Origin of the sequence: Deinococcus radiodurans R1 = ATCC 13939 = DSM 20539 (assembly GCF_000008565.1) — a bacterium.
Classification (GTDB): Bacteria; Deinococcota; Deinococci; order Deinococcales; family Deinococcaceae; genus Deinococcus; species Deinococcus radiodurans.
This window is the reverse complement of sequence record NC_001263.1, coordinates 29,763-55,103: the sequence shown is the minus strand read 5'-3', so window position 1 is coordinate 55,103 and position 25,341 is coordinate 29,763. Positions and strand designations below refer to the sequence as shown.

31 protein-coding genes and 1 tRNA gene are annotated in these 25,341 nt (G+C 68.0%); 10 read left to right on the top strand and 22 right to left on the bottom strand.

What is annotated here, in order from left to right; translation table 11 throughout:
• Window positions 1–8 precede the first annotated feature (8 nt).
• Window positions 9–650 (bottom strand): hypothetical protein, encoded by a 642-nt coding sequence (locus DR_RS00310; protein WP_164927941.1) that lies wholly within the window; start codon window positions 648–650, stop codon window positions 9–11.
• Between the two features lie 32 nt (window positions 651–682).
• On the opposite strand from DR_RS00310, the gene DR_RS00305 reads away from it, so the two are divergent.
• Both DR_RS00305 and DR_RS00300 read left to right on the top strand, forming a co-directional pair.
• The gene (locus DR_RS00305; protein WP_010886706.1) at window positions 683–2,458 is read left to right on the top strand and encodes a protein kinase domain-containing protein; all 1,776 of its coding nucleotides are present in this window, start codon (window positions 683–685) and stop codon (window positions 2,456–2,458) included.
• Window positions 2,459–2,479: 21 nt separating this feature from the next.
• Entirely contained in the window at window positions 2,480–2,734 is a 255-nt protein-coding gene (locus DR_RS00300; protein ID WP_010886705.1) for a glutaredoxin family protein, read from the top strand.
• Between the two features lie 8 nt (window positions 2,735–2,742).
• Here DR_RS00300 and DR_RS00295 read toward each other — a convergent pair whose 3' ends face one another.
• From DR_RS00295 to DR_RS00285, 3 genes are all read right to left on the bottom strand, one after another.
• Entirely contained in the window at window positions 2,743–3,966 is a 1,224-nt protein-coding gene (locus tag DR_RS00295) for a benzoate/H(+) symporter BenE family transporter (protein ID WP_051618909.1), read from the bottom strand.
• A 198-nt stretch (window positions 3,967–4,164) separates the two neighbouring features.
• The gene (locus DR_RS00290) at window positions 4,165–5,115 is read right to left on the bottom strand and encodes a helix-turn-helix transcriptional regulator (protein WP_010886703.1); all 951 of its coding nucleotides are present in this window, start codon (window positions 5,113–5,115) and stop codon (window positions 4,165–4,167) included.
• The gene (locus DR_RS00285; RefSeq protein ID WP_010886702.1) at window positions 5,112–5,447 is read right to left on the bottom strand and encodes a DsrE family protein; all 336 of its coding nucleotides are present in this window, start codon (window positions 5,445–5,447) and stop codon (window positions 5,112–5,114) included. Before DR_RS00285 ends, DR_RS00290 begins: the two co-directional genes overlap by 4 nt.
• A gap of 108 nt (window positions 5,448–5,555) precedes the next feature.
• Here DR_RS00285 and DR_RS00280 point away from each other — a divergent pair, with 108 nt between their 5' ends.
• The 4 genes from DR_RS00280 (at window position 5,556) to DR_RS00265 (ending at window position 7,734) form a co-directional block, all read left to right on the top strand.
• The gene (locus tag DR_RS00280; protein WP_010886701.1) at window positions 5,556–6,050 is read left to right on the top strand and encodes a DinB family protein; all 495 of its coding nucleotides are present in this window, start codon (window positions 5,556–5,558) and stop codon (window positions 6,048–6,050) included.
• 2 nt (window positions 6,051–6,052) lie between these two features.
• Entirely contained in the window at window positions 6,053–6,808 is a 756-nt protein-coding gene (locus tag DR_RS00275; protein ID WP_010886700.1) for a 3-keto-5-aminohexanoate cleavage protein, read from the top strand.
• A gap of 69 nt (window positions 6,809–6,877) precedes the next feature.
• The gene (locus DR_RS00270; RefSeq protein ID WP_162177766.1) at window positions 6,878–7,192 is read left to right on the top strand and encodes a HesB/IscA family protein; all 315 of its coding nucleotides are present in this window, start codon (window positions 6,878–6,880) and stop codon (window positions 7,190–7,192) included.
• Window positions 7,193–7,212: 20 nt separating this feature from the next.
• The gene (locus DR_RS00265) at window positions 7,213–7,734 is read left to right on the top strand and encodes a DinB family protein (protein WP_010886698.1); all 522 of its coding nucleotides are present in this window, start codon (window positions 7,213–7,215) and stop codon (window positions 7,732–7,734) included.
• 20 nt (window positions 7,735–7,754) lie between these two features.
• Here DR_RS00265 and DR_RS00260 read toward each other — a convergent pair whose 3' ends face one another.
• Genes DR_RS00260 through DR_RS00240 form a run of 5 tightly spaced genes read right to left on the bottom strand, consistent with a single transcriptional unit; the run spans window position 7,755 to window position 11,162 of the window.
• Window positions 7,755–8,981 carry a 23S rRNA (cytosine(2499)-C(5))-methyltransferase gene (locus tag DR_RS00260; protein ID WP_010886697.1) on the bottom strand — a complete coding sequence of 409 codons (1,227 nt, stop codon included), beginning with the start codon at window positions 8,979–8,981 and terminating at the stop codon, window positions 7,755–7,757.
• 40 nt (window positions 8,982–9,021) lie between these two features.
• Entirely contained in the window at window positions 9,022–9,786 is a 765-nt protein-coding gene (locus tag DR_RS00255) for a DUF421 domain-containing protein (RefSeq protein WP_010886696.1), read from the bottom strand.
• Window positions 9,783–9,980, bottom strand: a complete 198-nt coding sequence (locus DR_RS00250) for a hypothetical protein (RefSeq protein WP_010886695.1) — start codon at window positions 9,978–9,980, stop codon at window positions 9,783–9,785. The genes DR_RS00255 and DR_RS00250 overlap by 4 nt, the downstream gene beginning before the upstream one ends.
• Before the next feature lie 21 nt (window positions 9,981–10,001).
• On the bottom strand, window positions 10,002–10,583 hold the full coding sequence (locus tag DR_RS00245; protein ID WP_034350803.1) for a hypothetical protein: 582 nt from the start codon (window positions 10,581–10,583) through the stop codon (window positions 10,002–10,004).
• A complete protein-coding gene (locus DR_RS00240) occupies window positions 10,584–11,162 on the bottom strand; it encodes a DUF2239 family protein (RefSeq protein WP_010886693.1) in 579 nt (192 codons plus the stop codon). It lies immediately after the preceding gene.
• A gap of 60 nt (window positions 11,163–11,222) precedes the next feature.
• On the opposite strand from DR_RS00240, the gene menC reads away from it, so the two are divergent.
• The gene (gene menC / locus DR_RS00235) at window positions 11,223–12,332 is read left to right on the top strand and encodes an o-succinylbenzoate synthase (RefSeq protein ID WP_027480242.1); all 1,110 of its coding nucleotides are present in this window, start codon (window positions 11,223–11,225) and stop codon (window positions 12,330–12,332) included.
• Window positions 12,329–13,114, top strand: a complete 786-nt coding sequence (locus tag DR_RS00230; RefSeq protein WP_010886691.1) for an acyl-CoA N-acyltransferase — start codon at window positions 12,329–12,331, stop codon at window positions 13,112–13,114. Before menC ends, DR_RS00230 begins: the two co-directional genes overlap by 4 nt.
• A gap of 32 nt (window positions 13,115–13,146) precedes the next feature.
• On the opposite strand, the gene DR_RS00225 is transcribed toward DR_RS00230, so the two are convergent.
• The 3 genes from DR_RS00225 to DR_RS00215 form a co-directional block, all read right to left on the bottom strand.
• Window positions 13,147–13,222: transfer RNA gene (locus DR_RS00225), tRNA-Lys, on the bottom strand.
• Between the two features lie 58 nt (window positions 13,223–13,280).
• Window positions 13,281–14,054, bottom strand: a complete 774-nt coding sequence (locus tag DR_RS00220; protein WP_010886690.1) for a metallophosphoesterase — start codon at window positions 14,052–14,054, stop codon at window positions 13,281–13,283.
• A gap of 13 nt (window positions 14,055–14,067) precedes the next feature.
• A complete protein-coding gene (locus tag DR_RS00215; RefSeq protein WP_027480243.1) occupies window positions 14,068–14,664 on the bottom strand; it encodes a hypothetical protein in 597 nt (198 codons plus the stop codon).
• A gap of 123 nt (window positions 14,665–14,787) precedes the next feature.
• On the opposite strand from DR_RS00215, the gene DR_RS00210 reads away from it, so the two are divergent.
• The gene (locus tag DR_RS00210) at window positions 14,788–15,105 is read left to right on the top strand and encodes a hypothetical protein (RefSeq protein WP_027480244.1); all 318 of its coding nucleotides are present in this window, start codon (window positions 14,788–14,790) and stop codon (window positions 15,103–15,105) included.
• 21 nt (window positions 15,106–15,126) lie between these two features.
• Here DR_RS00210 and DR_RS00205 read toward each other — a convergent pair whose 3' ends face one another.
• The 6 genes from DR_RS00205 to DR_RS00180 form a co-directional block, all read right to left on the bottom strand.
• Window positions 15,127–16,245, bottom strand: a complete 1,119-nt coding sequence (locus DR_RS00205) for an HD-GYP domain-containing protein (RefSeq protein WP_051618910.1) — start codon at window positions 16,243–16,245, stop codon at window positions 15,127–15,129.
• A gap of 102 nt (window positions 16,246–16,347) precedes the next feature.
• Complete coding sequence (glyA, locus tag DR_RS00200) at window positions 16,348–17,574, bottom strand: serine hydroxymethyltransferase (protein WP_164927940.1); 1,227 nt, start codon at window positions 17,572–17,574, stop codon at window positions 16,348–16,350.
• Between the two features lie 65 nt (window positions 17,575–17,639).
• Window positions 17,640–18,209, bottom strand: coding sequence for a hypothetical protein (locus tag DR_RS00195; protein ID WP_227085971.1), 570 nt, complete (start codon window positions 18,207–18,209; stop codon window positions 17,640–17,642).
• 63 nt (window positions 18,210–18,272) lie between these two features.
• Window positions 18,273–18,851 carry a GTP cyclohydrolase I FolE gene (folE, locus tag DR_RS00190; protein WP_051618911.1) on the bottom strand — a complete coding sequence of 193 codons (579 nt, stop codon included), beginning with the start codon at window positions 18,849–18,851 and terminating at the stop codon, window positions 18,273–18,275.
• A gap of 206 nt (window positions 18,852–19,057) precedes the next feature.
• Window positions 19,058–20,275: an adenylosuccinate synthase gene (locus DR_RS00185; RefSeq protein ID WP_010886683.1), complete on the bottom strand. Its 1,218-nt coding sequence runs from the start codon at window positions 20,273–20,275 to the stop codon at window positions 19,058–19,060.
• Window positions 20,276–20,408: 133 nt separating this feature from the next.
• Window positions 20,409–20,738, bottom strand: coding sequence for a DUF4180 domain-containing protein (locus DR_RS00180; RefSeq protein WP_034350809.1), 330 nt, complete (start codon window positions 20,736–20,738; stop codon window positions 20,409–20,411).
• Between the two features lie 73 nt (window positions 20,739–20,811).
• Here DR_RS00180 and DR_RS00175 point away from each other — a divergent pair, with 73 nt between their 5' ends.
• On the top strand, window positions 20,812–21,201 hold the full coding sequence (locus DR_RS00175; RefSeq protein ID WP_027480246.1) for a RidA family protein: 390 nt from the start codon (window positions 20,812–20,814) through the stop codon (window positions 21,199–21,201).
• A gap of 77 nt (window positions 21,202–21,278) precedes the next feature.
• On the opposite strand, the gene DR_RS00170 is transcribed toward DR_RS00175, so the two are convergent.
• The 4 genes from DR_RS00170 to DR_RS00155 are packed head-to-tail and all read right to left on the bottom strand — an operon-like array spanning window position 21,279 to window position 25,269.
• Window positions 21,279–22,856, bottom strand: a complete 1,578-nt coding sequence (locus DR_RS00170) for a dihydrolipoamide acetyltransferase family protein (protein WP_010886680.1) — start codon at window positions 22,854–22,856, stop codon at window positions 21,279–21,281.
• A 3-nt stretch (window positions 22,857–22,859) separates the two neighbouring features.
• Window positions 22,860–23,102, bottom strand: a complete 243-nt coding sequence (locus DR_RS00165; RefSeq protein ID WP_010886679.1) for a hypothetical protein — start codon at window positions 23,100–23,102, stop codon at window positions 22,860–22,862.
• A 29-nt stretch (window positions 23,103–23,131) separates the two neighbouring features.
• Window positions 23,132–24,166: an alpha-ketoacid dehydrogenase subunit beta gene (locus DR_RS00160; RefSeq protein ID WP_010886678.1), complete on the bottom strand. Its 1,035-nt coding sequence runs from the start codon at window positions 24,164–24,166 to the stop codon at window positions 23,132–23,134.
• Window positions 24,163–25,269 (bottom strand): thiamine pyrophosphate-dependent dehydrogenase E1 component subunit alpha, encoded by a 1,107-nt coding sequence (locus DR_RS00155; RefSeq protein ID WP_027480247.1) that lies wholly within the window; start codon window positions 25,267–25,269, stop codon window positions 24,163–24,165. The genes DR_RS00160 and DR_RS00155 overlap by 4 nt, the downstream gene beginning before the upstream one ends.
• Window positions 25,270–25,341 lie beyond the last annotated feature (72 nt).

Below are 25,341 nucleotides of genomic sequence, written 5' to 3'. Positions count from 1 at the left end.
AAACACTGTCAGAGTGTAAGTGAGTTGCAAGGCCGGGCAGGTACACTGGGAACCGATGTTGCCGCGTTCCCTTCCCCACTGCTGCCCAGTACCAGCGGACTTCCGGGAACGTTGCTGGAGACGGGCGCTGTGAGCCTGCTGTTGTTGCTGGCACTGTTCGTGGTGTCGCTGCTCTTGCTGCTGCTCGGGCGGCTGAGCGAGCGGGTGCTGAGTGGCATCACGGTGCTGTCGGTGGCCGCGCTGTGCCTGCTGGTGCTGGTGATGAACGTGCATGTCAACGGTGCCGACGCGGGCGCGCCCGCCCGGATGCAGGGTCTGCTGACGGTCAGCGCCGCGCTGCTGGGCGGCTCGGTGCTGTCGCTGCTCTTGCGGCCCGGAACGCAGCAGGACGACAAACTCGCCAAGTTTCGCCGCGCCGCGCCCGCCCGCCCCAGTCCGCGAATCGTCGCCCAGGCAGGCACCCGCGTCAGCTCTGCCGGTGTCCGCAACACTGCCGGGCGCAAGGACGGCAAGGACGGCGGCCTGCGGGGCGCCCTGAGCGAGATGAAACTGCCGCAGCTTAACCGCAAGCGCACCCGGCGCACGGTCACGGCGCGGCGGCGCACGGGCGTGACCCGCACCGGCACCGGCTCGGGGGGCACGCTGCGCACGGCGCGGGGCCGGACCGCGCAGCGGCGGCGGCGTGGGCGGCAGCGACGTGTTTTTTCAGGACTACGAGGTGCTGGAGCGCGTCGGCATCGGCGGCATGGGCAGCGTGTACCGCGCCAAGCGCCGCCAGGACGGGCGCGTGGTGGCGCTCAAGGTGCCGCAGGAGAAGTACCTCGCCGACGCCAAATTCGTCAAGCGCTTTTACCGCGAGGCCGAAGTGCTCAAGCGCTTTACCCACCCCAACATCGTGCGGGTCTACGACTACCGCATGCAGGCGCCCGAGCACTACATCGCCATGGAATACCTCGACGGCGACAGCCTCGAAGACCTGCTGGAGCGTCAGCCCTTCACCTTTTCCGAGAGCGTGCAGATGCTGCGGGCAATGTCCGACGCGCTGCGGCACATTCACATGCAAAACGTCGTGCACCGCGACATCAAGCCTGCCAACGTGATGGTGCTGCGTGGCGCCTTTGAGAACGGCAAGCTGCGCGAAGGCGGCATCAAACTGATGGACTTCGGCATTGCAGTGGGCAAGGTGCTGACCCGGCTTACCATGCCCGGCGCCCGCGTGGGCACGCCGATCTACATGGCCCCCGAGCAGGCCAAAGGCAACCGGGTGGACGCCCGCAGCGACGTGTATTCGCTCGGGCTGCTCGCCTACGAGATGGTGACGGGGGTGACGGCCTTCCGGGGCAGCTACGAGGCGGTGGTGCACCAGCAGGTCTTCGAGCAGCCCAAGCCGCCCAAGCAGGTCAATCTGGAAGTGCCGGGCAAGCTCAGCGACCTGATTCTGCACATGATCGAGAAAGACCCCGCGCTGCGTCCCACCCTCGACGAGGTGATTGCCCGCATCGACGCTGGGGTGCTCGAAGACGAGGTGTTCAACGACCCGGTGGCCCTCGCGGTCAGCACCGAGGAAAAGGGCGGCACGCTGCGGCTGCTCGACCTCGCGGGCAACCTGCGCGTGAGCCTGTGCGACCAGGGCGCCCAGCCCGGTCAGTTGCCGTTGCCGCCCGCCGCCGTGACCAGCGACGCCCAGGGCCACCTGTATCTGGCGCTCCCCGAATACCAACTGGGCCAGGGCCAACGCGCCCAGGGGCAGGAGGCCAGCCTGATTCGCAAGCTCGGTCCCCAGGGCGAGGAGGAGCTGGCGTTCGGCAGCTACGGGCTGCACCCCGGCCAGTTGTTGCGCCCGGTGGGGGTGGCGGTGTGGCAAGACCAGATTTACGTGCTTGACGCCGAAACCCAGTTCGTGAGCGTGTTTGGGCCACGCGGCGCGTTTCTTTTCCGCTTCGGGGGCCCTGGCACCGGGCAGGGCAAGTTCGGGCGCCCGGCGACCCTCAAGTTCGGCCCAGACGGGCAACTGTACGTGCTCGACTGCGGCAACCACGAGGTCCAGCGCTTTACGCCGCGCGGCGAGTATGTCAGCCGCTACGCCTTTCGCCTCGACCGCAACTCCGAGCAGTTGCGCGGCCTCGACGGGCTGGGTGTAGACCCCAAGGGCGGCGTCTACATCGTGGACAGCGTGGCGCGCAAGGTCCGCAAAATCGAGCCCGACGGCACTCCGGGCAGCACCTTCGCGCTCGAAACCCTGGTCGGTGAGCCCAACGACGCGCCCTGGCTGCTCGAAATCGCCGCCGATGGGCGCATCTACGCGGTGCGCCAGGGGGGGCAGGTGCTGCGGCTCTTCTCCCCCGCCGGCGACCTCATCACCCAGCGCGACATGTACGCTCCGCTGCACGCTATGGCCTTGGTTCAGCGCCCGGCAGCGGCCCTCCCCGCCGGCGCCGTGCTGCCCGCTGGCGACTGAGCTTTTTCACCGAGTTCCCCTATGACCCCCCTCCCCACCCTCACCCTCTACCACCGCCCCGGCTGCCACCTGTGCGAGCAGGCGCAGACGCATCTGGACGAACTCGGCTTTGCTTACCAGCTGCACGACATCAGCGGTGACGCGGCACTGACTGCCCGGCACGGCGACCACATTCCGGTGCTGGCGCTGGGGGACCGGGTGCTGCTGCGCGGTGTGCTGAGCCGCTCGCGCCTGAGCACGCTCAAGCTGCGGCTGCTGCGCGAACAGGAGGCCTGAAGGGGAAGTTAGCCCGCCCGCCGCACGCCTTCCAGCCCATGCACCGCCAAGCCCGCCAGGATGCCCCAGAAGGCCGCCCCGATGCCGAAAAAGGACACGCCCGAGAGCGTCACGGCGATGATGACGGCGGCGGCGAGGCTGCCAGGCTGCGCCGCGCCCCGTCCCGAAGCACTCTGTCCCGGTGTGAAGGCCGCTTGCAAGCTGCCCCCGGTGGCCGCCAGCAGTGCCAGTCCCGCCAGGGCCGCCAGCGCCTCGGCGGGCAAAATGCCCATCAGGTGCAGGAACGTGCCGGCGAACAGGCCGAACAGGATGTTGAAGATCCCCGCCCAGATGGCCGCCGTGTAACGCCGCGCCGCGTCGGGGTGGGCTTCCGGGCCGCTGACGATGTTGGCGAGGAGTGCCCCGAGCGTCAGGTTGTGGCAGCCGACCAGCGCCGCTGCCGCGCTCGCCACGCCGCAGGCGCGCAGAATCGGCCCCGGCGCGGGCTCGTAGCCGTTGGCCTTGAGCACCCCGAAGCCCGGCACGAACTGCCCGGTAAAGGCGAGCAGCGTGAGCGGCAGCGCGAGGTTGAGCATGGCGCGCACGCTGAATGCGGGGGCCACCACCTGCGGCACGGTGGGCGCGAGCGGCACCGGCGCCGGGTGCCAGGCACCCAGCAGCGCACTCGCCGCCACCCCCACCAGCAGCACCAGCGCCACCGCCCAGCGCGGGGCGAACTGCCGGCCCAGGAAATAGGTCACGACCATCAGCCCCACCAGCAGCGGCTGGGTGCCGAACGCCTGCACCGCCTTGAACGCGAAGGGCAGCAAAATAGCGGCGTTGAGCGCGGCGGCGAGGTGGGTGGGAATCGCCTGCACCGCGCGGGTGAGCGGCGCGAAGGTGCCGAGCAAAAAGACGAGCGCCGCCGACACCAGAAAAGCCCCCACCGCCTCGGCAAAGGGCATCCCCGGCAGGGCGGTGACGAGCAGCGCGATGCCCGGCGTGGACCAGGTGGAAAGAATCGGCATCCGGGTCCGCAGGCTGAGGTAAATCCCGACGATGCCCGTAATCACCGCGTGGCCCCACAGCCACGACATCGCCGCCGCGTCGCTGAGGTGCCCGGCCTGCTGCACCGAGTAGATCAGCACGTTCGGCCCCGCCCAGCCGATGACGACGGCAATCAGTCCCGCCAGCACCGCGCTCGGGTGGGTGTCTTGCCAGAAGGAGCGTCGGGCGGGGGACAACGTCGTCATGTTTCCGAGTGTGCGCCTCTCACAGTCTGAACTTTTGGCCGCCTGCCTAGAGCATTTGACAGAAAAAGACACCCTCACCCCTCGCTGCGCGAGGCCCTCTCCCATCAAGGTAGAGGGTCAAAACCAGAACGCCTCATTTTGTCAAATGCTCTAGAAAGGCCCACCCGCACGGACAGACCGCTCCTCCAGGAGAAGGGCTCACCCCTCCCCCGCCTGCTGGCAGCGCCCGGCCAGGGTCCGCAGCACCTCGCGCAGTTCGGGCGGCGAGTCCACCCGGAAGTCCACGCCCACGCCGAGCAAAAAGGCGGCGAAGCTGTGCAGGTTCTCACGCTGACAGGTCATGCGGGTGCCGTCCTCCTCGGCACGAAGGTCGGTGTGCCAGACGGACACCGCGCCGCGCAGGTGCTCAGGCGGCGCCGCGAGCCACACGCTGATTTCGTAAGGATGGGCGGCGGGCAGTTCCTGCTGCAAAAAGGCGAGCGCGTCGAAGTCGGCGGGCGGCGTGAACGTTTCTTCGCGCAGCCGACACGTTTCGATGCGGTCGAGCCGGAAACAGCGCAGCGCCCCGCGCAGTCGGCAGTGGCCCACCGCGTACCAGCGTCCGTCCACGTGCACCACGCGGTAGACCTCCACCTCGCGCTCGGTGTGCTGCGCCGCGCCGGAGCGGTAGGTCAGCTCGGCCCGCTGCCCCTCACGCGCTGCCTGAAACAGCGTGGTCAGCAGCCGGGCGTCGGTGCTCGTCACCCAGGGCGAGACGCTGAGCTGCGCGACCTGCTCCAGCGCCGCCACTGTGTCGCGCAGTTCCGGCGGCAGCGTGCGCGAGAGCTTGGCGCCGGCCACCTCGGCGGCGGGCAGCAGGTCGCTCAGGCCGAGGTGTTGCAGCGCACGCAGCCCCAGCGCGAGCGCAAGTGCCTCCTCGCCGGTAAACATCAGCGGCGGCAGGCGAAAGCCGGGTTTCAGGCGGTACGCGCCGCCCACTCCCCGGCGGCCCTCCACCGGAATCCCCAGGTCCTGCAAGCGGGCCACGTAGCGCTGCACGGTGCGCGGGCTGACCTCCAGCCGCCGCGCGAGCTCGGCGCCCGTGACTTCCTCGCGCGCCTGAAGCAGCTCCAGCACGGTCAGCACCCGCAGCGAGGGGTCGTAGGTCACGGCTTGATGTACGCAAAGCCGCCCCGCTGCGCCTCCGCCAGCGCCAGCACGCCCGCCGGGACCGTCTGCGCCCAGTTCGGCAGGTTGGCCGCCGGGATGTCGTGCGCCCTGAGCGAGTTATTGCAAATCTGAAAGGTCACGCCCGCCGCTGCCGCTTTCGCCATCTGCGCGAGCTGGTCGTGTTCGCCTTGCAGCACGTACACCGCCGAGCCGTTGACCACCACGCGCACCTCGGGCCGGTCCTCCAACGCGGTCAGGTTGACGAGGTTGCTCAGCACGGCGTGCCAGCGGTCGGCTTCGGAGACATGCAGCACCAGTTTCAGGTCGGACATGCCCCAGTCTAAGGACGTTGAACCGGGGAGGGAGCCGACCCCATTGCGAAATACGTCATGTCCTGTCGGGAATCGCTTTTACGCTGAGTCCATCAGGAGGAAAAGGAAATGAGCGACAAACTGCTGCTGTCTCCCGCCGAACTGCTCGCCCACTGGCAGGGCCACCGCGACCTGACCCGCCGGGTCATCGAGGCTTTCCCGGAGGAGGGCTTTGCCGCCCACCACGCCCCCGACATGCGCCCCTTTCAGGCGATGGCCTGCGAACTGGCGGGCATGGTGGAGTACCAGCTCGACTGGTTCCGGCGGGGTCAGCCGACCTGGGACGAGAACGACCAGAAAAAGGAGCTGCCGGGCCGCGCCGAGCTGCTCGCGTGGTGGGACAAGTTGACTGCCGAGCTGGGCGCCGAAGTGCCGCAGGTAAGCACTGAGATGTGGGCGACCCCGGCCACCACCCCCTTCGGGAAGATGTCGCCGCTGATGAGCGTGATGTATTTGATTGACAACGAGGTCCACCACCGGGGCCAGGGCTACGTGTACCTGCGCGAACTCGGCGTGACCCCGCCCGCCTTCTACGAACGCCGCAACCTGCCGCCGCTGGGGTAAGCGTGCCTTCTTTGCAAGTCTGCCTCAACGGGGCGCGCAGCCAGGCCGAGCACCCGGCGGTGCCCCACACCCCCGCCGAACTCACCCGCGACGTGGCGCAACTGTTCGCGGCGGGGGCGCGGGCCTTTCACCTGCACGTCTACCGGGGCGGCCAGCAGACCCTGGCGCCGGAAGCGGTGGCCGACACGCTGCACGCCATTCGTGCGGTCTGTCCCGACGCGGAACTCGCCATCAGCACCGCCGAGGGCATAGCCGCCACGCCTGCCGAACGTGCCCGACTGGTTGCCGGATGGACAGCGTGGCCCGACACCCTCTGCGTCAACCTGTCCGAAACCGGCATAGACGACGTGCTGGCGCTGGCGGAGGCACGGGGCGTCGCCCTGGAAGCGGGGCTGTGGACGCCCGCTGACGTGCAGAAGTTCCGCACGCTCCAGCACCTGAGCTGGCGGCGCGTCCTGCTGGAACCGCTCTCTGGCGACCCCGACACGGCCCACGCCGAATTGACTATCCTGCTAGGCGCCCTGAATGACTTCCGCCCCGACCTGCCCCGGCTGGCGCATGGAATCGACGACGCGACCTGGCCGCTTCTGCGCCGCGCCGCCGCTCTGGGCTTTGAGAGCCGCATCGGTTTCGAGGACGTGCTGACCCTGCCGGACCAGTCCACACCCGCCGGAAATCTGGACCTGTACCAGGCCGGACGGCGTTTGATGAGAGCAGGAGAAGCAGAGGCATCCCGACTGGCCCACCACCGAACTTGATGGAGGTGATAGCTCATTCGGATACGTGTGACACCAGCGGCACGGGAGCAGATTTGTGCTCTAGGTGGGGTGCTGCGAATCTCGCTGGAACCGGGCGGGTGTTGTGGCACGGCCTACGCTTTCGCCCTGACACGGCAGGAAAACGACATGGTGTTCAGCGAGGAGAGCGTGGAGTTAAGATTTTCTCCGGAGGCAGCAAGCGTCCTGTACGGCGCGACCCTGGACTATGGCGACCGGCTCAAGCCTCCGCGTTTTCGCGTCCTGAACAATCCCAACACCCCGCTGCGCTGCGCCTGCAACCGCTCGTTCGGCCAACCATTTCCCGGCAGGGCCACTCCGGACTGCCGCGCCTCCTGTCCGATGCCGTGGAAAGCCCGCCCCTGACCGCTCCCCTGGAGGAATCCATGCCAAACAATACGAACATCGACCTCCTGCTCGAATCCTTCCGCCGCAATGGCCGCGTCAACGACACCTTGCTCGCCGCCCTGACCCCCGCCGACCTCGACCTGTCCGACGGGCGCGGCGGCTGGACGGTGGGCCAGCACCTCGGCCACCTCGCCCACTTTCGCCCCGGCTGGCTGAGTGCCATTTCGCCCGCCGACGCCGAGGGAATCCCCGATGTCATCGAGGGCACCTGGCAAAAGTTCGACCTCTCCGAGCGCGACCTTTCCAAGCTGGCCGAGGCGTTTCGTCTGGGCGACGAGGCGGCGCTGCGGGCCGTGCAGTCGGCGCTGGCGGAGGGCCGCACGTTTCCCGACCCGCACAGCGAGGGCACCTACCAGTCCAACCCTGCTCACTTTTTGCAGCACATCATCGTCCACGACAGCCACCACCGGGGGCAGGTCTTGAGCCTGCTGCGCCTCGGCGGACGCACGCCCGAACAGATGGACGCGCTCGACGACCACTGGGCCATCTGGCGCGAGTAATCAAACCACCCTGAAAAATATCAGTCCATCTGCAAAAATACGGCCTTCAGGTACTCTGCCTCGGCAAAGCTGGCGTGGTGGTCGGGCGCGTGGCGGCTGCTCAGCAGTTTGCGCCAGCGGCGGCCACTGCGCCGCACCGCCGACATCACGGCTTCCTCGAATTCCTCGGCGCTGACGTGGGCGCTGCACGAGGCGCTGACGAGGATGCCGCCGGGGGCCAGCCGCGTCAGCCCGCCCTCGGCGAGCTTGCCATACGCCCGAATCGCGCCCTCGCGCTCCGCCTCGCGCCGGGCGAGCGAAGGCGGGTCCAGAATCACGAGGTCGTAGTCGGCGCCGCTTCCCTTGCCGGCGGGCAGCCACTCGAACACGTCGGCCTGCACGGTCTTGTGCACGGCGCTCAGCTCGGGGTTGAGGGCGAAGTTGCGCTCGGCACTTCGCAGGGCGTGGGCACTGATGTCGAGGCTGGTGACTTCGCTCGCCCCGCCGCGCGCCGCATAGAGCGAAAAGCCCCCGGAAAAGGAAAAGGCGTTGAGCACCCGCCGCCCCTCGCTCAGACCCTCCACCCGGCGGCGGTTCTCGCGCTGGTCGAGGAAAAAGCCGGTCTTCTGGCCCTGCCTGACCTCGGCCTCGAAACGCAGGCCCGACTCACGAAAGACCACCGAGTCGCCCGCGAGTTCGCCGTAGATGACCTGTCCATCGTGCAGCCCGAGGTCGGCGGCGCGCTCCGCAATGTTGCGGCTCAGGCGCAGCACCACCGCGAAGTCGGGGGCGCGGGCGGCGAACAGTTCCAGCATCCGGCGCAGGTGGGGAAACCACGCGGCGGTGTAGAGCTTCATGACCAGCACGCCAGCGTAGCGGTCCACCACCAACCCCGGAAACCCGTCGGATTCGCCGTTCAGCACGCGGTAACCGTCGGTGTCGCCAAAAGCCGTCAGCGGCCCGAACAGCGCGGCGCGGCGGGCGAGGGCCGCATCGAGCCGGGCCGCCCACCACGCGTCGTCGAGTTGGGTGGGCATCCCGGTGTGCAGCACCCGCAGCCGCAGCGGCGAGAAGGGGTCGTATAAACCAATCGCCAGAAAGCGGTCGCGGCGGTCATACACCACCGCGAGTTCGCCGGGTTCGCCCTCACGGTTTTGCTCGCGCACACTCGACTCGTACACCCAGGGATGCCCGTCGCGGATGTGGAGTTCGGCGGCCTTGGACACCCGCAGGCGCAGGCGAGGGGCAGAGGAAGCGGGCGCGGACATGGGGCGAAGATAGCCCGCCGGGGCGCCGGGAAGTGGAGTTTTAGTCTCCCCTCTTGTCTCGGCTCTTATCCTGGCCCGCGTCGCCGCTCAGGCTGTCGAGCACAGCGGGTGTCCAGGCGGTCCCGCCGCAGCCGCAGGGCACGGGTAACTCCTCCGCTGACTGCTCGTGGATGCGGCCACAACGCAGGCAAGCCAGCAGGCCGGCGTAGTGGTCGGGTGGCGGGGCCGGCACTTCCAGGTCCCACGGCGGCACGATAGGCAGGCCGGGCGGGGCCTTGCCATCTGGATGGCAGAACACCGAGAGCTGCCCGTCTTGCTCGAAATAGGCGCGCTGCACCTGCCCGAGCTGCCGCACACCCTCGGGTCGCAGGCGCTCGAAGAGGTCCTCGTAGCTCAGCGCCGAACGCTTCAGGCCACCGAGCTGCATCACACCGTCGCGGACGAGTTCGACGGGCGTGCCTTCCAGAAACGTCTCGACCTTTTCCTGCGAGATGATGAGGTGCGCGACCAGCCGCTGAAACCCGACCACCAGCGCCATCACCAGCATGGCGTGCACCAGCGGCACCTCGGCGTAGAACATCGCGTCGCCCACCGCCGAGCCCAGCCCGATGACGATGGCGAGTTCGAGCGGGCTGAGCTGTGAGACCCCGCGTTTGCCCGCCACCCGCAGCAGCGCCAGCAGCCACACCAGAATGATGAGCGTCCGAATGACGATTTCGACGTAAAACAGCAGATCGTAATCGCCGAGGAACATCCGCTGCCAGTCGAGCGACTGCACCGCCTGCGCGCCGCCCCCGCTGCTCATGGCCGCTCTCCGGGGGACATATTCGACTCACTGTCCGGCTCGTTTAGACCGAGCCCCGCCAGAATTCGTGGCCGGTCCCAGCCGATGAGCTGCGCGAGGTCGCCGAGCACCGTCTCGAACTCGGGCGAGCCGGGCGGCAGCGAGCGCAGTTTCGCCCACAGGGCGTTGCGGCGGCGGAGAAACTCAGGAGTCATGCGGCCCTCAAGGTAAACCCATCAAGAGAGACTGAGTTCGCTGACCTGCGGCTCACCCAGAATGACCACCGCCCGCACCAGCGGATGCGGGTCACGGCGCAGCGCCCCGCGCAATTCGCGGGACAGGTCGCTGCGGTTCGCCACCGACAGCCGCACGCCGTAGTCGAGGTCGTGCCCGAGCTGCCCCAGCACGCCCGGCGGCAACTGCGGTTTGCGCGCCACCGCCTCGCGGATGGTCCAGAAGGGCGAGTGCGAGAGCTTTAACAGCACGTCGCCCGGCAGGTCAGGGCGGGTCACGGCGGCGAGTTGCACGTCAATCTTCTCGTGCGCCGCCGCGAGCCGCAGCAACCAGACGGGGGCTGCCGGGGCCGCGGCCAGAGCTTCGAGCGTCCGCACAGGCCAGCGGGCCAGCAACCCCGGCTGGGCGAGGCGCAGCAGCGGCAGCGCCGGGTTGCCCAGCACCTCGGCGGGAAACTCGGCCCCCAGCGCGGCCAGGGTCTCTGGCGGTGTGTTGGGGTGCCCGGCCACCGCTGCCCGCAGCGCCGGGTCGGGCGAGTGCGCCAGCCGGGTCAGCTCGGCAGCGGGGGTCGCAGGGCCAGTCATCTAAGCCTCATCATCCGCCACAGTCCCCTGCGGCGCAAAGGCCGGTGCCGCCAGCCCGAGCGCGTGGGCACGGACATCGGCAGGCCAGCCTTCGCTCAGCGCCAGGAACCGCGCCTCGTCGCGGGCGTACAGGGCGCGGCTTGCGTCCTCGTAACCGGGCAGGTCACCCCAGCCCGCGCTCAGAAAGCGGTCGGCGGCGGCCTGAGCCTGCGACGCGGCCTCGGCTCCGGGGTGGCGGCGCCGCTCCTCGTCGATCAATCTCCGCAGGGCCGCCGACGCCCCGCCCGGCTGCGCTTCCAGCCAGGCCCAGTGCCGGGGCAGCAGCGTGATTTCGCGGGCGACCACGCCCAGCTTCGGGCGCCCCGGTTTCAGCGAGCCGGCGGGCGCGCCCGGCAATTCGCGCGCCAGCACGTCCTCCAGCGAGCCCGACAGGTCGAAGTCGCGCGGCCGGCCCGTCTGGTCATCGAAAATCAGCACCTGCGCAGGCTCCTGCACCTTGAGATAGGTCAGCACCTCGCGCAGGGAGCCGGTCAGCAGCCGCTTTTCTCCGGCAAAAACCGTCAGAGTGGGTTCCGTCATGTCCAGATTTTACCCGGATAAAAGCTGGGGTGCCTCCGCCGGATGGCGCATACTGGCCGTATGTTCAAAATTGAAGCTGCTGAAATCGTCGTGGCGCGGCTGCCGCTCAAGTTCCGCTTTGAAACGAGTTTCGGGGTGCAAACCCACAAGGTGGTGCCGCTGCTGATTCTGCACGGTGAGGGCGTGCAGGGCGTCGCCGAGGGCACCATGGAAGCGCGGCCCATGTACCGCGAGGAAACGATTGCCGGGGCACTGGACCTGCTGCGCGGCACCTTTTTGCCCGCCATCCTGGGGCAGACCTTCGCCAACCCCGAAGCGGTGGCGGACGCGCTCGGCAGCTACCGGGGCAACCGCATGGCACGGGCGATGGTCGAGATGGCGGCCTGGGACCTGTGGGCGCGCACGCTGGGGGTGCCGCTCGGGACACTGCTCGGCGGCCACAAGGAGCAGGTCGAGGTGGGGGTCAGCCTCGGCATTCAGGCGGGCGAGCAGGCGACGGTGGACCTCGTGCGAAAGCATGTCGAGCAGGGCTACCGCCGCATCAAGCTCAAGATCAAGCCCGGCTGGGACGTGCAGCCGGTACGGGCGACCCGTGAAGCCTTTCCCGACATTCGCCTGACGGTGGACGCCAACAGCGCCTACACCCTGGCCGACGCCGGGCGGCTGCGGCAACTCGACGAGTACGACCTGACCTACATCGAGCAGCCGCTCGCCTGGGACGACCTCGTAGACCACGCCGAACTCGCCCGGCGCATCCGCACGCCGCTGTGCCTCGACGAGTCGGTGGCGTCGGCGGCGGACGCCCGCAAGGCGCTGGCACTGGGCGCGGGCGGCGTCATCAACCTCAAGGTGGCCCGCGTGGGCGGACACGCCGAATCGCGGCGCGTGCATGACGTGGCCCAGAGCTTCGGCGCCCCGGTGTGGTGCGGCGGGATGTTGGAGAGCGGCATCGGGCGGGCGCACAACATCCACCTCTCGACGCTGCCCAACTTCCGCTTGCCGGGCGACACCAGTTCGGCCAGCCGCTACTGGGAGCGCGACCTGATTCAGGAGCCGCTCGAAGCCGTGGACGGCCTGATGCCAGTGCCGCAGGGGCCGGGCACGGGCGTGACCCTTGACCGCGAGTTCCTGGCGACCGTCACCGAGGCGCAGGAGGAACACCGGGCGTGACGGTCCCCGGCTACGTCATCCGCGACGTGACCGACCCGCAGGCGATGCGTGAACTGGAAGACGTGCAGGCAGCGGCCTGGGGCTTTGAGGACCGCGAGGTGCTACCCGCCACCATGTTCCGCATCAGCGCAGCCACCGGGGGCATCGTGCTGGCGGCCTACCGCGCGGAGGGCGGCCCGGCGGTGGGGCTGGCCTACGGGTTCCCGGCGCTGGGCGGGCTGCTGGGGAGGGAGCTGCCGGGCCGGGGCCACGACCTCTGGCACCACTCGCACTTTCTGGCGCTGCGGCCCGAGGTGCGCGGCAGCGGGCTGGCGGTGGCCCTCAAACTCGCGCAGCGCGGGCGGGCGCTGGCGCAGGGCCTGACGCGCATGACCTGGACCTTCGACCCGCTGGTGGCCCGCAACGCCCGGCTCAACTTCGGCAAGCTGGGAGTGACGGCGAGCACCTACCTCCCCGACTGGTACGCCCCACACGCCGACCGCCTGCTGGTGGAGTGGGACCTGACCCGGCCCCACGTTCCTGCGCCCGCCTCGCCCCCGCTGGGCACCGTGGTCCTGCGTGGCGTCGGGGCACGCCCTGGCACGCCGGACCTCTCCGCCGACGCGCCCACCGTGCTGGCAGAAGTGCCGCTGGCCGTCTCCGACGAGGAGCGCGCCCCCTGGCGCCTCGCCCTACGCGACACGCTGACGGCTTACCTGGGGCGCGGCTACCGCGTGACCGACCTGGCACGGGAAAGCGAGCGGGCGTTTTACGTGCTGAAGCGCCACCCCGAAGGACAATAAAAAATCCCCCGCACGTGGCGGGGGGCTTTTCCTGGTGGGTCGTGTAGGAATCGAACCTACAACCCGCTGATTAAGAGTCAGCTGCTCTGCCAATTGAGCTAACGACCCAGGGCGGAAAGAAGTCTAACGGCGGTTCCCTCTTCTGTCAAGCCCACACAGTAGAGATTCAGAACGGCACCACACTGACCCCACGCAGAGGCACTTCGGCGGCGGCGTCGTACAGCACTTCCAGATACTCGCGCTCAGTCAGGGCGTCAATGATGGCGAAGAGCGGCTGCCCAGTGGGCGCGTGGTGCAGCAGGACGCCGCCGTCCGTTTTGGTGTGGCCGTAGACCCCAAAGACCAGCCCGGCCATGTCCACATAGTCCGGCGTATCACGAAACCAGGTTTTGGCGCTGCGGTCGCTGTAAAACAGGTCGTCGTAGTACAGGTGGGCGGGCAGCGGCGAGACGTGGGCAAATTGCAGGCGGCCCACCCGCAGCTCCCGTGGAAAGTGGCTCATCCAGCCGTGCAGGGGGGGCGGCAGCAGCAGGCCCCCGTGCTCCGGGTCGAACTCGACGTGCTTGAGGCCACCGCTCGTGCCCAGTACGAAACGGGGGTCGAGCACAGCGTCGTCGTGGTTGCCGAGGATGACATGCACCGCGTGCGGCGCGGCGGCCTGATAACGCTGCAACTTTTCGAGCTGCCGCACCTGCTCACGCGCGGCAATCAGGCGGTGGTCCTCGTCGTTCATGTCGAAAGGGTCGCAGCCGGTCAGCCGGGTATAGGCCTCGGGCGACTTGGGATGCACGAGGTCGCCGATGACGACTACCTGATAGCGTCCCAGACGCACTGGCGGCGTGGGCAGGCCGTCCGCGTCCACACAGCTCGCCGCCCGCAGCGCCTCCCAGAAGGTGTCCCACTCGGCGTGCACGTCCCCGATGGCAATAAACTTGTGCATCCCCGGCTCCGCGTTACTGGTCGAGAATGGCCTTGAGCTGCTTGTACAGCGCCCGGCTCTCGTCCACCGTTTCGCCGTAACCGCGCATCAGGATGCGGGTCGCCTCGCCGCCCTTGCCCGCCGCCTTGAGCTGCTCGAGAAGCTCGTCAATGTGGCGCCGGGCCTTGTCCATCTGCGGGTCGCGCGGCGGCTCGGGGGGCAGGGCGGACGTACGTGGTGAGGTGGGCAACTCACGTTCGGCGTCGAGGTCGGCCACATTGGGGCCGTCTTCGGGGTCGTAGTCCACCCAGCGGCCCTCACCACCGGAAATGCCAAACAGCCGCGCCAGCTCGGCCAGGGCGGCCAGTTTGGCGTCGCTCAGGGTGGGGGCCTGCGCCAGCCCCTCACGGCTGACCCCGGCCACGTCGAGCCGGGCGCGGACCACGTAGGGCGAGGCGGCGTCGCAGCCCCAGTTCAGGCTCCACTGCGGCGCGAGGCGGTCGAGTTCGGCGATGAGTTGTTCGAGGTCGGGGGCCGGAACCACGCGGGCCTGGTCCCCCCGCACTTCCAGCGTGGCCCAGGTGGACATGCTGTTTTGCAGGGCCTCACGCACGCGGTCAAGATCGGGCATACGGCGAGTCTAGAGCAGTTCTCCGCCTTTCGTGCGGCGGAAAAAAGCGCCCCGCGTCACTCCCTTCCCCAGCTTGCTCGCCCGAAGGTCACGCTTTGGACCCTACCCTCTACAATCGGTCCCATGAGGCCCGCTTACCTGTCCGCTGCCCGGCACCTGCAACTCGGGCGCGAGTACGCGGTGGGGGGCGAGTCGCACCGCGCCCTGACGGCCTATCACAGCGCCCTCGACCTGCTGCTCACCCTGCCTCCCGAGCACACCCGCGACGTGCTGCTCGCCCACACCCACCTCGCCTTTTACCAGACCCTCGCGCTCGGCAACGACGCCGACACCGGGCAGGCCCACCTGCAACTCGGCGTGAGCTACGCCCGCACCACCCGCGACCCGCTGGCCCGCGCGATTGCCGAGGAGTGCCTGAGTGGGCTGGAAGTGGTGCTCTAAGCCGCTTCTCTTGCCTGCGACTTACCCCTCACCGTCCAGCAGGTCGAGCAGTGCCGTCACCACCTGTGGGTCGAACTGCTCCCCACTCACGGCCCGCAGGTAGGCGAGGGTATCGGCACGTTCCCAGGCCTTCTTGTACGGGCGGGCGCTGCTCAGGGCGTCGTACACATCGCAGATGGCGAAGATGCGGGCCGGCAGCGGAATCTCCTCGCCGCGCAGACCCAGCGGATACCCGGCGCCGTCCCAACGTTCGTGGTGAGCGCCGATCACGTCGAGCACCGACTGCGGCAAAAAGGGAAGCTGCCCGGCGAGGCGCACCCCCTCCTGCACGTGCCCCTGCATCTGCCGGCGCAGCGCGGCGGTCAGCGGGCCTTCGTAGAGCAGGATCTCGTCGGGCAGGCTGATCTTGCCGAGGTCGTGCAGGTAGGCGCCCCAGCGCAGTTCGCGCCGCTCGTCGAAGTCCAGGCCCAGCCGCTCACCCAGCCGCTCGGCCAGGCGCGTGACCCGGTCGGTGTGGCCCTTGGTTTCGGCGTCGCGCGCTTCCAGCGACAGCCCCAGCGCCCGCAGAGCGCCCTCGTGCGCGGCCTGCTCGCGTTCCTCGGCGTGCAGCCGGGCGGCCAGCAACGACAGGGTGCCCGTCACGTTGCCGATCAGCACGCGGTCCGGCTCCGGCCAGGGCGAGGGCGTAAAGGTGTGCGCCAGAATCGCGCCGACCAGCTCGCCGTCGCGGGCCCGGATCGGCGCGGCGCACAGCCCCAGCACGCCGAGTTCGGGAAAGCCGAGCGCGACGGCCTCCTGCCGGGTGTCACCGATAAACAGCGTGTCCTCGGCGGTGGAGAGTGCCCCGATCAGCGGCAGGTGGCCCGGCAGCCCGTGTGCCAGAATCGCCTCCATCGCCGGGCCGGCGGGCATTTCCCCGGCGGCGGCGCGGGCGTGGTAGGCCAGCGTCGCGTCCCGCCACTGAAAGTACCCGGCGCCTGCCGCGCCCGTACACACCACGAGCGCTTCGAGCATCGGCTGCATGGCACTGCCGAGGTCCGGGGCCTGCAACCCCAGCCGGGTCAGGCGCAGCGTCAACTGTGAGGGAGAAAGCTGGGCCAGCTCCGGAAGCTGCGGCGAGAGGGAAGCGTCTGGAGTCATGCGCGGGCATTCTAGGCCAGTGCCGCCGCCAAGCACCGACGAACCGTCAAAAAACCTCCCGCTGCCCAGGAAGTGAGCAGCGGAAGGCCGGTGCAGCCGTCTTCAGGGCAGTGGGAAGCCACCGGCAAAGTCGTGGACCTTGGCCTGCACGTCCTCGCCTTTCAGGGCACGGTCAATCAGGTCGGCCACCTGCGTCATGTGCGCTTCGGTCATGCCGCGCGTGGTGACGGCGGGCGTGCCGATGCGGATGCCGCCGCCGTGCAGGATTTTCTCGGTGTCGTAGGGCAGGGTGGACTTGGAAATGGTGATGTGGTTGGCGTCGAGCAGCCGCGTCGCCTTGGTGCCGTTCAGCCCCTGGGGGCGCAGGTCGAGCAGAAAAAGGTGGTTGTCGGTGCCGCCCGAGACGACGCGGTAGCCCTTTTGCTGGAACTCGCCCGCCAGCGCCTGGGCATTCTTGATGATCTGCCGGGCATAGTCCTTGAACTCGGGACGCAGCGCCTCACCGAAGGCCACCGCCTTGGCCGCGATGACGTGTTCGAGGGGGCCGCCCTGGTAGCCGGGAAACACCGTGCGGTCGAGCTGCTTGGCGATTTCGGGGTCGTTCGCCAGGATGATGCCGCCGCGTGGCCCGCGCAGGGTCTTGTGGGTGGTCGAGGCGACGACGTGCGCGTGCGGCAGCGCGTTGGGGTGTTCGCCTGCCGCGATCAGGCCCGCGATGTGGGCGATGTCGGCGAAGAGCAGGGCGCCCACCTCATCGGCAATTTCGCGGAAGGCGGCAAAGTCGATGACGCGGCTGTAGGCGCTCGCCCCGGCAATAATCATCTTGGGCTTGTGCTCGTGGGCGAGGCGGCGCACTTCTTCCATGTCGATGCGCTCGGTTTCGCGGTCAAGCTGGTAAGCGACCATCTGGTAGCGCATCCCCGAGAAGTTGGCCTTGTTGCCGTGTGTCAGGTGCCCGCCGTGCGAAAGGTCCATGCCGAGCACCGTGTCGCCGGGCTGAATCAGGGCGTTGTACACCGCGAGGTTGGCGCTCGAGCCCGAGTGCGGCTGCACGTTGGCCCACTCGGCGTTAAAGAGCTGCTTGACGCGGTCGATGGCGAGCTGCTCCACCTGATCCACCACTTCACAGCCGCCGTACCAGCGCTTGCCGGGGTAGCCCTCGGCGTACTTGTTGGTCAGCACGCTGCCCTGGGCCTCGCGCACGGCGGCGGAGGTGAAGTTCTCGGAGGCAATCAGCTCAAGGCCGGTGCGCTGGCGCTCGGCTTCCTGGGCAATCAGGTCGAAGACCGCGTCGTCGCGGACGGCCTGAGGCTGGTCGGCAGTGGTCATGAACAGATGGTAAAGCCTGCGGCCCCCAGCTGACTGTGGGGTGTCCAGAAAGAACGGCCCTCTACTTACGGCAACGCCGGGCACCCTGCCAGCACTTGCAAGCCCTCCCGAAAGCCCTTCACGGGAAAAGTGAGCGTCAGCGGCGCGGCGCCTCCCGTGCGGGCCACCCGCAGTTCCACTTTTTTCCGCGCGGCCTGAAACGCGGCCAGAAAGCGGGCGTCACTCGCGTCGCTCACCGCCAGCACGAAACGGTCAAAGTCGCCGCTTTTGCGCGTCAGCACACCGGGAAAGGCACGGGGCTGCTGCCCGTCCACCCGGTAGCTGAGGCTCGGCGAGCGGCCAGACACGAGATCGGCCTCGCTGAGCAGCGGCACTTTGGTTTTCAGGAAAAAATTGAGCTGGCCTCCCTCACCGCAGCGAAACTGCACGAAGGTCTTGCCGAGGGTGTCGTACTGCTCGTCGAGAAAAAGGGAGGAAATGTTCGTCCCCATCCCATCCTTTTCAAGCCGCACCGATGCCTTGCTGCCCGGCACCCGCAGGTCCTGACCGTAGGGCAGCGCAGGCGCCCCCGGCACAGGGGCTTTGCCGGGCACCGAAGTGGCGGCGAGGGTCAGCAGCAAAAACGGCGCGAGCATAGGGTCAGGGTAGGGGCAAACGCAAAAAGGAGCCACGCGGGCTCCCTTCCGGCACTGTTGCGGTTAGCGGCCCCGCAGCGTTCCCTGCACAGCGCTCATGAACTCGGCGCGGGTGCGCGGGTCGGAACGGAAGAGGCCGCGCATGGCCGAGGTCGTCGTGGAGCTGTTCTGCTTTTGCACGCCGCGCATCGCCATGCACAGGTGAATGCCTTCCATCAGCACCGCCACGCCCTTGGGGGCCAGCAGCTCTTCCACAGCGTCGGCCACCTGCGTGGTGATCCGCTCCTGTACCTGCAAGCGGCGCGAGTAGAGGTCCACGATGCGGGCGAATTTGCTCAGGCCCAGAATCCGGGTGCCGGGAATGTAGGCGACGTGGGCGCGGCCATAAAAAGGCAGCATGTGGTGCTCGCACATCGAATAAAACTCGATGTCCTTGACAATGACCATCTCGCTGCCCTCGGCGGCAAACACGCCCTCGCCCACCACCTGCGCGAGCGTCTGCCCGTAGCCCTCGGTCATGTACGCCCAGGCTTTGGCGACGCGCTGCGGCGTGCGCTGAAGCCCTTCACGGTCCGGGTCTTCGCCGATGGCGGCAAGCCACTCACGGGTGAGGGGTTCGAGGTTGTTCGGGTTGTCGGGCAAGGGGACTCCTTTGAGGGAAGGGTTGGGGAGAGACGTTGGCGGGGTGGCCCCCTCACCCCTTGCCTGCGGCAAGGCCCTCTCCCACCAGTGGAGAGGGTCAGCTTAAGCTCAGGGCTCAGGCGTTTTTGACCCTCTACCCTTGTGGGAGAGGGCCTTTGCGAAGCAAAGGGGTGAGGGGGTCCACCAGCCCAAACCAGCCCCCAACCTCACCCCCAGTGCACTTCCCCATACGTCTTCTCGCGCTCAGGGCCCGCCGAGAAGATGACGACGGGGCACTGCACGGTGTCTTCGATGAGGTCGAGGTAAGCCTGCGCTTCTTTCGGCAGCGTCGCGCGACTAGTTACGCCGTCGGTGCTCGACCAGCCCTTCATCTTCTTGAAGACGGGCTGACCGCCTTCGTCATAGCCGGTGCAGACGGGAATCTCGTCGAGGCCGCCCAGAATGTCCATCTTATTGATGACCAGCCCGTCAAGGCCGTTCACGTCCACCGCGTATTTCAGCAGTTCGAGGTCGAGCCAGCCGACACGCCGGGGCCGCCCGGTGGTCGTGCCGTACTCGTCCCAGGGCTGCGAGCCGTCGCCGCGCAGGCGCAGAATGCCCGCCTCGTCGTGGACCTCAGTGGCAAAGGGGCCGTGCCCGACGCGGGTGTTGAAGGCCTTGGCGACGCCGTAGACGCGGTGCAGCGCCTTGTGGTTGACCCCGGTGCCGACCAGAATGCCGCCGACGGTGGGGTGGCTGCTCGTCACGAAGGGGTAAGTGCCGTAGTTGAGGTCGAGGAGCGTGGCCTGGGCGCCCTCGAACAGCACCTTGCGCCCGTCCTTGATGGCCTGACGCAGTTCGCTGCCGGTGTCGGCAATAAACGGCGCGAGCTGCTCACGGATGGGCGCCAGCGACTTCAGGCCATCCTCGACGGTGGCCCAGCCCGCGTCACGCGTCGAGTTGGGCTTGGCCTCCAGCAGGCGCTCGATGCGCTCGCGCAGCACGCCTTCGTCGAGGAGGTCGCCGAAGCGGATGCCCACGCGCCGCGCCCGGTCCGCGTAGGCGGGGCCGATGCCCTTGCCGGTCGTCCCGACGAAATCCTTGCGCCCGTCCACATACTTGTGGTGCGGCAGCACGATATGCGCCCGGTCACTGATTTTGAGGCGCGGGTTCAGGCCGCCTTCCATCAGGTTGCGGCGTTCCTCGATGAACTTCTCGGGGTCGATGACCATCCCGTCGCCCAGGATGCTGGTCGCGCCCTCGTGCAGCACGCCGCTGGGCAGCAGGTTGAGCTTGAAGGTCTTGCCCTTCGCGTTGACCGTGTGGCCCGCGTTGGCCCCGCCCTGATAGCGCACCACGTACTCGGCTTCGGGGGCCAGAAAATCGACAATTTTCCCCTTGCCTTCATCGCCCCACTGGGCACCGACAATTGCAATTCCAGGCATCTCAGCCCTCCAGCCATGCGCCCAGACTTACTTTCTTTGTCTCCTTGCCACCTGCACAGGGGTCAAAAAAAAGCACGGCGCACAGCACCGTAATTCAGTTTAGCTTATCGGCTGCGGGCCTGGGGTCAGGCGGCTAGACCCGTTCCAGCCACGCCCGCGCCGCCTCTTCCGAATCGAAAAAGCAAATCAGCGGGTGCTGGCGATGTTCGAGCGCCAGTTCGCTGAAGCGGGGGCCGTAAGCGTCAGTGTCTGCAAGAACGAGTGCCAACGGCAGGCGGTAATTGGTGGCCTTCTGAAACAGTTCGCCCAGCAGGCCGCTGCGGAGGTCCAGAAACTCGGGCGCGAGGTCGTCTGCGTGCAAGATGACGCTGTCGGCCCCATACGCCGCGCCGATGAGGTCGGGAATGTCGGCGGCGGTGCGCAGGCGCAGGCCGAGGTCGGCGGCAGTCCGGATGGTGGGCATGAGGGGAGTAGAGCGCAAAACCGCAGAGCTGACGCTTGGCCCGCAAGGAGACATTAGGACACTACCCTGGGCTATGCGTCAGAACATTGCTGGAACGTCTCCCTGGGAAGACACCGTGGGGTACTCGCGAGCCGTCCGGGTCGGAAATATCGTGCAGGTGGCCGGAACGACCGCCACCGTGGACGGCGAGGTCGTGGGCGTGGGGGACGCCTACTGGCAGACCAAAGTGGCCCTCGGGCTCATCCGGCAAGCGCTGGAGCAGGCGGGGGCGCGGCTGGAAGACGTGGTCAGGACGCGCATGTACGTACCCGACATCAGCCGTTGGGAGCAGGTCGGGCGGGCGCACGGCGAGGTCTTCGGCGCTATCCGTCCTGCCGCGACCATGGTGCAGGTGGCCGCCCTGATTGACCCCCGGCATCTGGTGGAAATCGAGGCCGAGGCCGTTCTTTCCTGTCTTTCCTGAGCAGCCTGCACGCCGCGCCCACGAGGCACAAAAAAGCCCTCCCCCGCGTAGGGAGAGGGCCAAGGGGAAAGCTCGGCTCAGAACCCTTCGAGCATCAGCCGGTCGGGGTTTTCGAGCAGCCGGATGACTTCTTTGCAGAAGCGGGCGGCTTCGGCGCCGTCGATCAGGCGGTGGTCGAACGACAGCGAGAGGTACATCATGTGGGCCACGGTGATGTTGTCGTGCTCGTCCACGATGGGCCGCTTGACGATGGAGTGGACGCCCATGATGGCGGCGTCGGGCACGTTGATAATGGGGAACGAAAACAGCGCGCCGATGCTGCCGATGTTGGTCACGCTGAACGAGCTGCCCGTGAGTTCGTCGGGGCTGAGCTTGCCCGCGTTGGCGCGGCCCGCAAGGTCCACCACGTCGCGGGCGAGGTCGAAGATGCTCTTGCGGTCCACGTCGCGGATGACCGGCACCGTCAGCCCGGCTTCGGTGGCGACGGCCATTCCGAGGTTGTAGTAGCTCTTCTGGACGATTTCCTGCGTCGCCTCGTCGAAGGACGTGTTGAGGCTGGGGTACTTTTTCAGCGCCACCGTAATGGCCTTGAAGATGAAGGGCAGGTACGACAGCTTCACGTCGGCGGCCTTGGCCTCGTCCTTCACGCGCTGGCGGAACTCGACCAGTTTGGTCAGGTTCACTTCGTCCACCGTCAGGGTGCGGACGGTGTAGAGGTGCGACGCCTGCATCTGGTTGGCAATCGCGCGGCGCATTCCCCGCAGCGGCACACGGGTTTCGCGGTCCTCGTAGCCCTTGGGCGTGCGGTACTGCACCGGGGCGGGCAGGTGCGCGGAGGGCGCGGCGAGCTTGCCGGCAGGTGCCGGGGCAGCGGGAGCGGCGGCTTGAGGCTGAGGGGCCACTGCTTGAGAGGCCGCCGCCTGTTGAGGCTGGGTTTGCTGGGGCTGGGCCTGCCCGCTCTGCTGGTGCGCGAGCACGTCCGCCACGCGAATGCGCCCGTTGGGGCCACTGCCGCGCACCGCAGCGAGGTCAATGCCGAGCTCGCGGGCCGCCTGACGCGCGGCGGGGACGGCGAGGACGCGGCCCCCGTTCGCAGTGGCAGGCGTAGGGGAAGCGGGGGCAGTCTCCGGTGCGCGGTCTAGCGTCCCGGTGCCCGCCGTGCTGCTGCCGGGCGCGCCACTGCCAGAACGGGCGCCGAGGCCCTGCACCTTGACCTCCTCGTCGTTGGCGAAGGTCTTGAAGAGGCTGGTCGAGTCGTCGTCGGCCTTGGCGATGTGCCCGGCTTCCACGATGCTCCCGCCCATCGCCTCGCGCTCCTCCTCCGCCTGGGCAGGCAGGGTCACTTCAGTCGTCGTCGGGTTCTCGGCGCTGTCCTGAATGGCCTGGGTAGCACTTGGTATTGCTCCGGCCCCGGCACCCGCACCGTCGTCGATCAGGGCGATGACGGCGTGTACGGCCACCACGTCGCCCTCGTTCGCCATGCGCTTGTGCAGCGTGCCCTCAAAGGGGCTCGGCAGTTCGACGGTCACCTTGTCGGTCATCACTTCGCACAGCGGCTGTTCGAGGGCAATAGCGTCGCCCTCCTCCACCAGCCATTTCAGGATTTCGCCCTCGACGACGCTTTCGGCGAGTTCGGGCAGCAGCAGTTCTTTCATGAATTACCTCGGGTTCAGGAAGGGGAAAAGAAGACGAAACAGGGCGTAGGCGAGCAACACGCCCGCCAAGACGTGAATCCACCGCTCACCCTGCGCGTAGCCCCACGCGGCGGCGCCCAGCAGGGCAAAGAGCAGGGCCAGAGTCACGCTCTGCCATGGCTCGGCCAGCCGCCCGGCGAGGGCGTACAGACCGAAGCCGATGACGAGGCCGAGAAGACCGAGAACGGGACGCAGAGGGTCAGGCATGGGGGGAAGCTAGCAGCCGCCAATCAGCACTAGTAGTTCAGCGCCTTGACGCAGGCGGCGACGATGCGGTTGGCGCCCGGCAGATAAATCTTGTCCTGAATGTAGGGATAGGGCGTGTCGAAGCCCGCCACCTGCTGCACCGGAGCCGAGAGGGAATCGAAGGCCTCGTTCTGAATGGTGTAGGCCACCTCGCCCATGAAATTCGCCATGCGCGGCGCCTCGCTGACGAGCACGGCGCGGCCCGTTTTTTCCACGCTCTGAAGCACCAGCGGACGGTCCCACGGCACCAGCGAGCGCAGGTCGATGACTTCCACGCTGATGCCCTCGGCGGCGAGCGCGTCGGCGGCCCGTTCCAGGTCGGGCATCACGCCGCCGTAGCCGATGAGCGAGAGGTCGTCGCCCTCGCGGCGAATGGCCGCCTTGCCGAGTTCCACCACGTAGTCGTGCTCGGGCACTTCGCCCTTGGCAGCGCGGTAAAGGCGCTTGGGCTCGAAGAACATCACTGGGTCGTCGCTGCGAACGGCGGCTTTGAGCAGGCCCTTGGCGTCGTAGGGCGTGCTCGGCATGACCACCTTGATGCCCGCCATGTGGCAGTAGTACGCCTCGGGGCTTTGGCTGTGGTGGTGCCCGCCCTTCACGCCGCCGCCCGACGGAGTGCGGATGACGAGCGGCGCACTGAATTGCCCGCCGCTGCGGTAGCGAATCTTGGCCGCCTGACTCAGAATCTGGTCAAAGCCGGGGCCGATGTAGTCGGCAAACTGAATCTCGGCAATCGGGCGCATGCCGCGCACCGCCATGCCCACCGCCGCGCCGACGATGGAACCCTCGGCGAGCGGGGTGTCGAACACGCGCTTTTTGCCGAAGCGTTCCTGCAAGCCCGCCGTCGCCATGAACACGCCGCCGCGCGCACCCACGTCTTCCCCGAAGAGAACCACGTTGGGGTCGCGCTCCAGCTCGTCGGCCAGCGCCTCAGTGATCGCCTGAATGAGGTTGAGGGTGCGAACGGCGGGCTGTTCCGTCCCTGCCTGCTTCCCCTGTGCCTGTTTCTCCTGGGTCGCGGTCATGCGCTGCCTCCCTGCTCCTCGCGCAGCATCGCCGCCTGCTGCCGCAGGTGGTCGGGCATGTCGGAGTACACGTCTTCGAACATGATGCGCCAGTCGGGATACCCGGCGGCCTCGGCGCGGCGCACGTCGTCGTCGATCTGCTTGTGGATTTCGGCAATCATTCCGGCGCGTTCCTCGGCGCTGATGGGGTCGCCGAGGTGTTCGAGCAGGTTTTCAACGCGCTGAATCGGGTCACGGCCCAGCCACTCGTTCACCTCGTCGCGGGTGCGGTAGCTCTTTTCGGCGTCGGCGTCGGCGTTGGAGTGCGAGCCGACGCGGTAGGTCAGGCACTCGACCAGCGCGGGGCCATTGCCCGCCCGCACCCATTCGGCGGCGTGGTGGCAGACTTCCATCACGGCCACCACATCGTTGCCGTCCACGTAGAAGCCGGGCATCCCATAGGCCTTCGCCTTGATGTGGATGTTCTCGGAGGCGGTCTGGTGCCGGATGTGGGTGCTGATGGCCCACTGGTTGTTCTCGCACACGAAGAGGCAGGGGGCCTGCATGGCGCCCGCCATGTTCATGCCGGTGTGCCAGTCGCCTTCACTGGTCGCGCCGTCCCCAAAGGTCACGACGGTGATTTCATCGGTGCCGAGGTACTTTTGCGCCCTCGCGTTGCCGGCGGCGGGCGGCACCTGCGAGGCGATGGAGCTGCTTGCCGAGACGAAATTGTGCGCCCGCGAGGAAAAGTGGTGCGGCATCTGGCGGCCCCGGCACTCGTCGGTGTTGGAGCCCAGACACTGCGAAATCAGCGTGAACATCGGCACGCCGAGGCCCATGCCGAGCACCTGGTCGCGGTAGTAGCCCCACACCCAGTCGTGCCCGGCGCGAATGGCCTTCGCCAGCCCGATCTGGGTGGCCTCCATGCCGCTCGCCTGCGAGTAGAAGCTGGTGCGCCCCTGCCGCAGCAGGGTGATGAGTTTGCGGTCGAATTCGCGGCCCTGGAGCATCAGGCGGTGCAGCTCACGCAGCAGCGCCGGGGTGTAACGCTCCGGCAGCGCCAGCACAGGCCGCCCGTCTTCCGCCACGAAGCGGATGGGATCAGCAGTAAAGGGTTGAATCATGAACTTCAGGCCTCCTGGCACACGGACCGCTGGGGGCAAAAGGCTTGCCCCGGCGGCCTGTGAAATCTGTCT

Excerpts from the sequence above, each read along its gene's own strand:
- DR_RS00300 (WP_010886705.1), top strand. The coding sequence starts at position 2,480 with ATGACCCCCCTCCCCACCCTCACCCTCTACCACCGCCCCGGCTGCCAC.
- DR_RS00295 (WP_051618909.1), bottom strand. The coding sequence starts at position 3,966 with ATGACGACGTTGTCCCCCGCCCGACGCTCCTTCTGGCAAGACACCCAC.
- DR_RS00285 (WP_010886702.1), bottom strand. The coding sequence starts at position 5,447 with ATGTCCGACCTGAAACTGGTGCTGCATGTCTCCGAAGCCGACCGCTGG.
- DR_RS00280 (WP_010886701.1), top strand. The coding sequence starts at position 5,556 with ATGAGCGACAAACTGCTGCTGTCTCCCGCCGAACTGCTCGCCCACTGG.
- DR_RS00265 (WP_010886698.1), top strand. The coding sequence starts at position 7,213 with ATGCCAAACAATACGAACATCGACCTCCTGCTCGAATCCTTCCGCCGC.
- DR_RS00260 (WP_010886697.1), bottom strand. The coding sequence starts at position 8,981 with ATGTCCGCGCCCGCTTCCTCTGCCCCTCGCCTGCGCCTGCGGGTGTCC.
- DR_RS00255 (WP_010886696.1), bottom strand. The coding sequence starts at position 9,786 with ATGAGCAGCGGGGGCGGCGCGCAGGCGGTGCAGTCGCTCGACTGGCAG.
- DR_RS00250 (WP_010886695.1), bottom strand. The coding sequence starts at position 9,980 with ATGACTCCTGAGTTTCTCCGCCGCCGCAACGCCCTGTGGGCGAAACTG.
- DR_RS00245 (WP_034350803.1), bottom strand. The coding sequence starts at position 10,583 with ATGACTGGCCCTGCGACCCCCGCTGCCGAGCTGACCCGGCTGGCGCAC.
- DR_RS00240 (WP_010886693.1), bottom strand. The coding sequence starts at position 11,162 with ATGACGGAACCCACTCTGACGGTTTTTGCCGGAGAAAAGCGGCTGCTG.
- menC (WP_027480242.1), top strand. The coding sequence starts at position 11,223 with ATGTTCAAAATTGAAGCTGCTGAAATCGTCGTGGCGCGGCTGCCGCTC.
- DR_RS00220 (WP_010886690.1), bottom strand. The coding sequence starts at position 14,054 with ATGCACAAGTTTATTGCCATCGGGGACGTGCACGCCGAGTGGGACACC.
- DR_RS00215 (WP_027480243.1), bottom strand. The coding sequence starts at position 14,664 with ATGCCCGATCTTGACCGCGTGCGTGAGGCCCTGCAAAACAGCATGTCC.
- DR_RS00210 (WP_027480244.1), top strand. The coding sequence starts at position 14,788 with ATGAGGCCCGCTTACCTGTCCGCTGCCCGGCACCTGCAACTCGGGCGC.
- DR_RS00205 (WP_051618910.1), bottom strand. The coding sequence starts at position 16,245 with ATGACTCCAGACGCTTCCCTCTCGCCGCAGCTTCCGGAGCTGGCCCAG.
- glyA (WP_164927940.1), bottom strand. The coding sequence starts at position 17,574 with ATGACCACTGCCGACCAGCCTCAGGCCGTCCGCGACGACGCGGTCTTC.
- DR_RS00195 (WP_227085971.1), bottom strand. The coding sequence starts at position 18,209 with ATGCTCGCGCCGTTTTTGCTGCTGACCCTCGCCGCCACTTCGGTGCCC.
- DR_RS00185 (WP_010886683.1), bottom strand. The coding sequence starts at position 20,275 with ATGCCTGGAATTGCAATTGTCGGTGCCCAGTGGGGCGATGAAGGCAAG.
- DR_RS00180 (WP_034350809.1), bottom strand. The coding sequence starts at position 20,738 with ATGCCCACCATCCGGACTGCCGCCGACCTCGGCCTGCGCCTGCGCACC.
- DR_RS00175 (WP_027480246.1), top strand. The coding sequence starts at position 20,812 with ATGCGTCAGAACATTGCTGGAACGTCTCCCTGGGAAGACACCGTGGGG.
- DR_RS00170 (WP_010886680.1), bottom strand. The coding sequence starts at position 22,856 with ATGAAAGAACTGCTGCTGCCCGAACTCGCCGAAAGCGTCGTCGAGGGC.
- DR_RS00165 (WP_010886679.1), bottom strand. The coding sequence starts at position 23,102 with ATGCCTGACCCTCTGCGTCCCGTTCTCGGTCTTCTCGGCCTCGTCATC.
- DR_RS00160 (WP_010886678.1), bottom strand. The coding sequence starts at position 24,166 with ATGACCGCGACCCAGGAGAAACAGGCACAGGGGAAGCAGGCAGGGACG.
- DR_RS00155 (WP_027480247.1), bottom strand. The coding sequence starts at position 25,269 with ATGATTCAACCCTTTACTGCTGATCCCATCCGCTTCGTGGCGGAAGAC.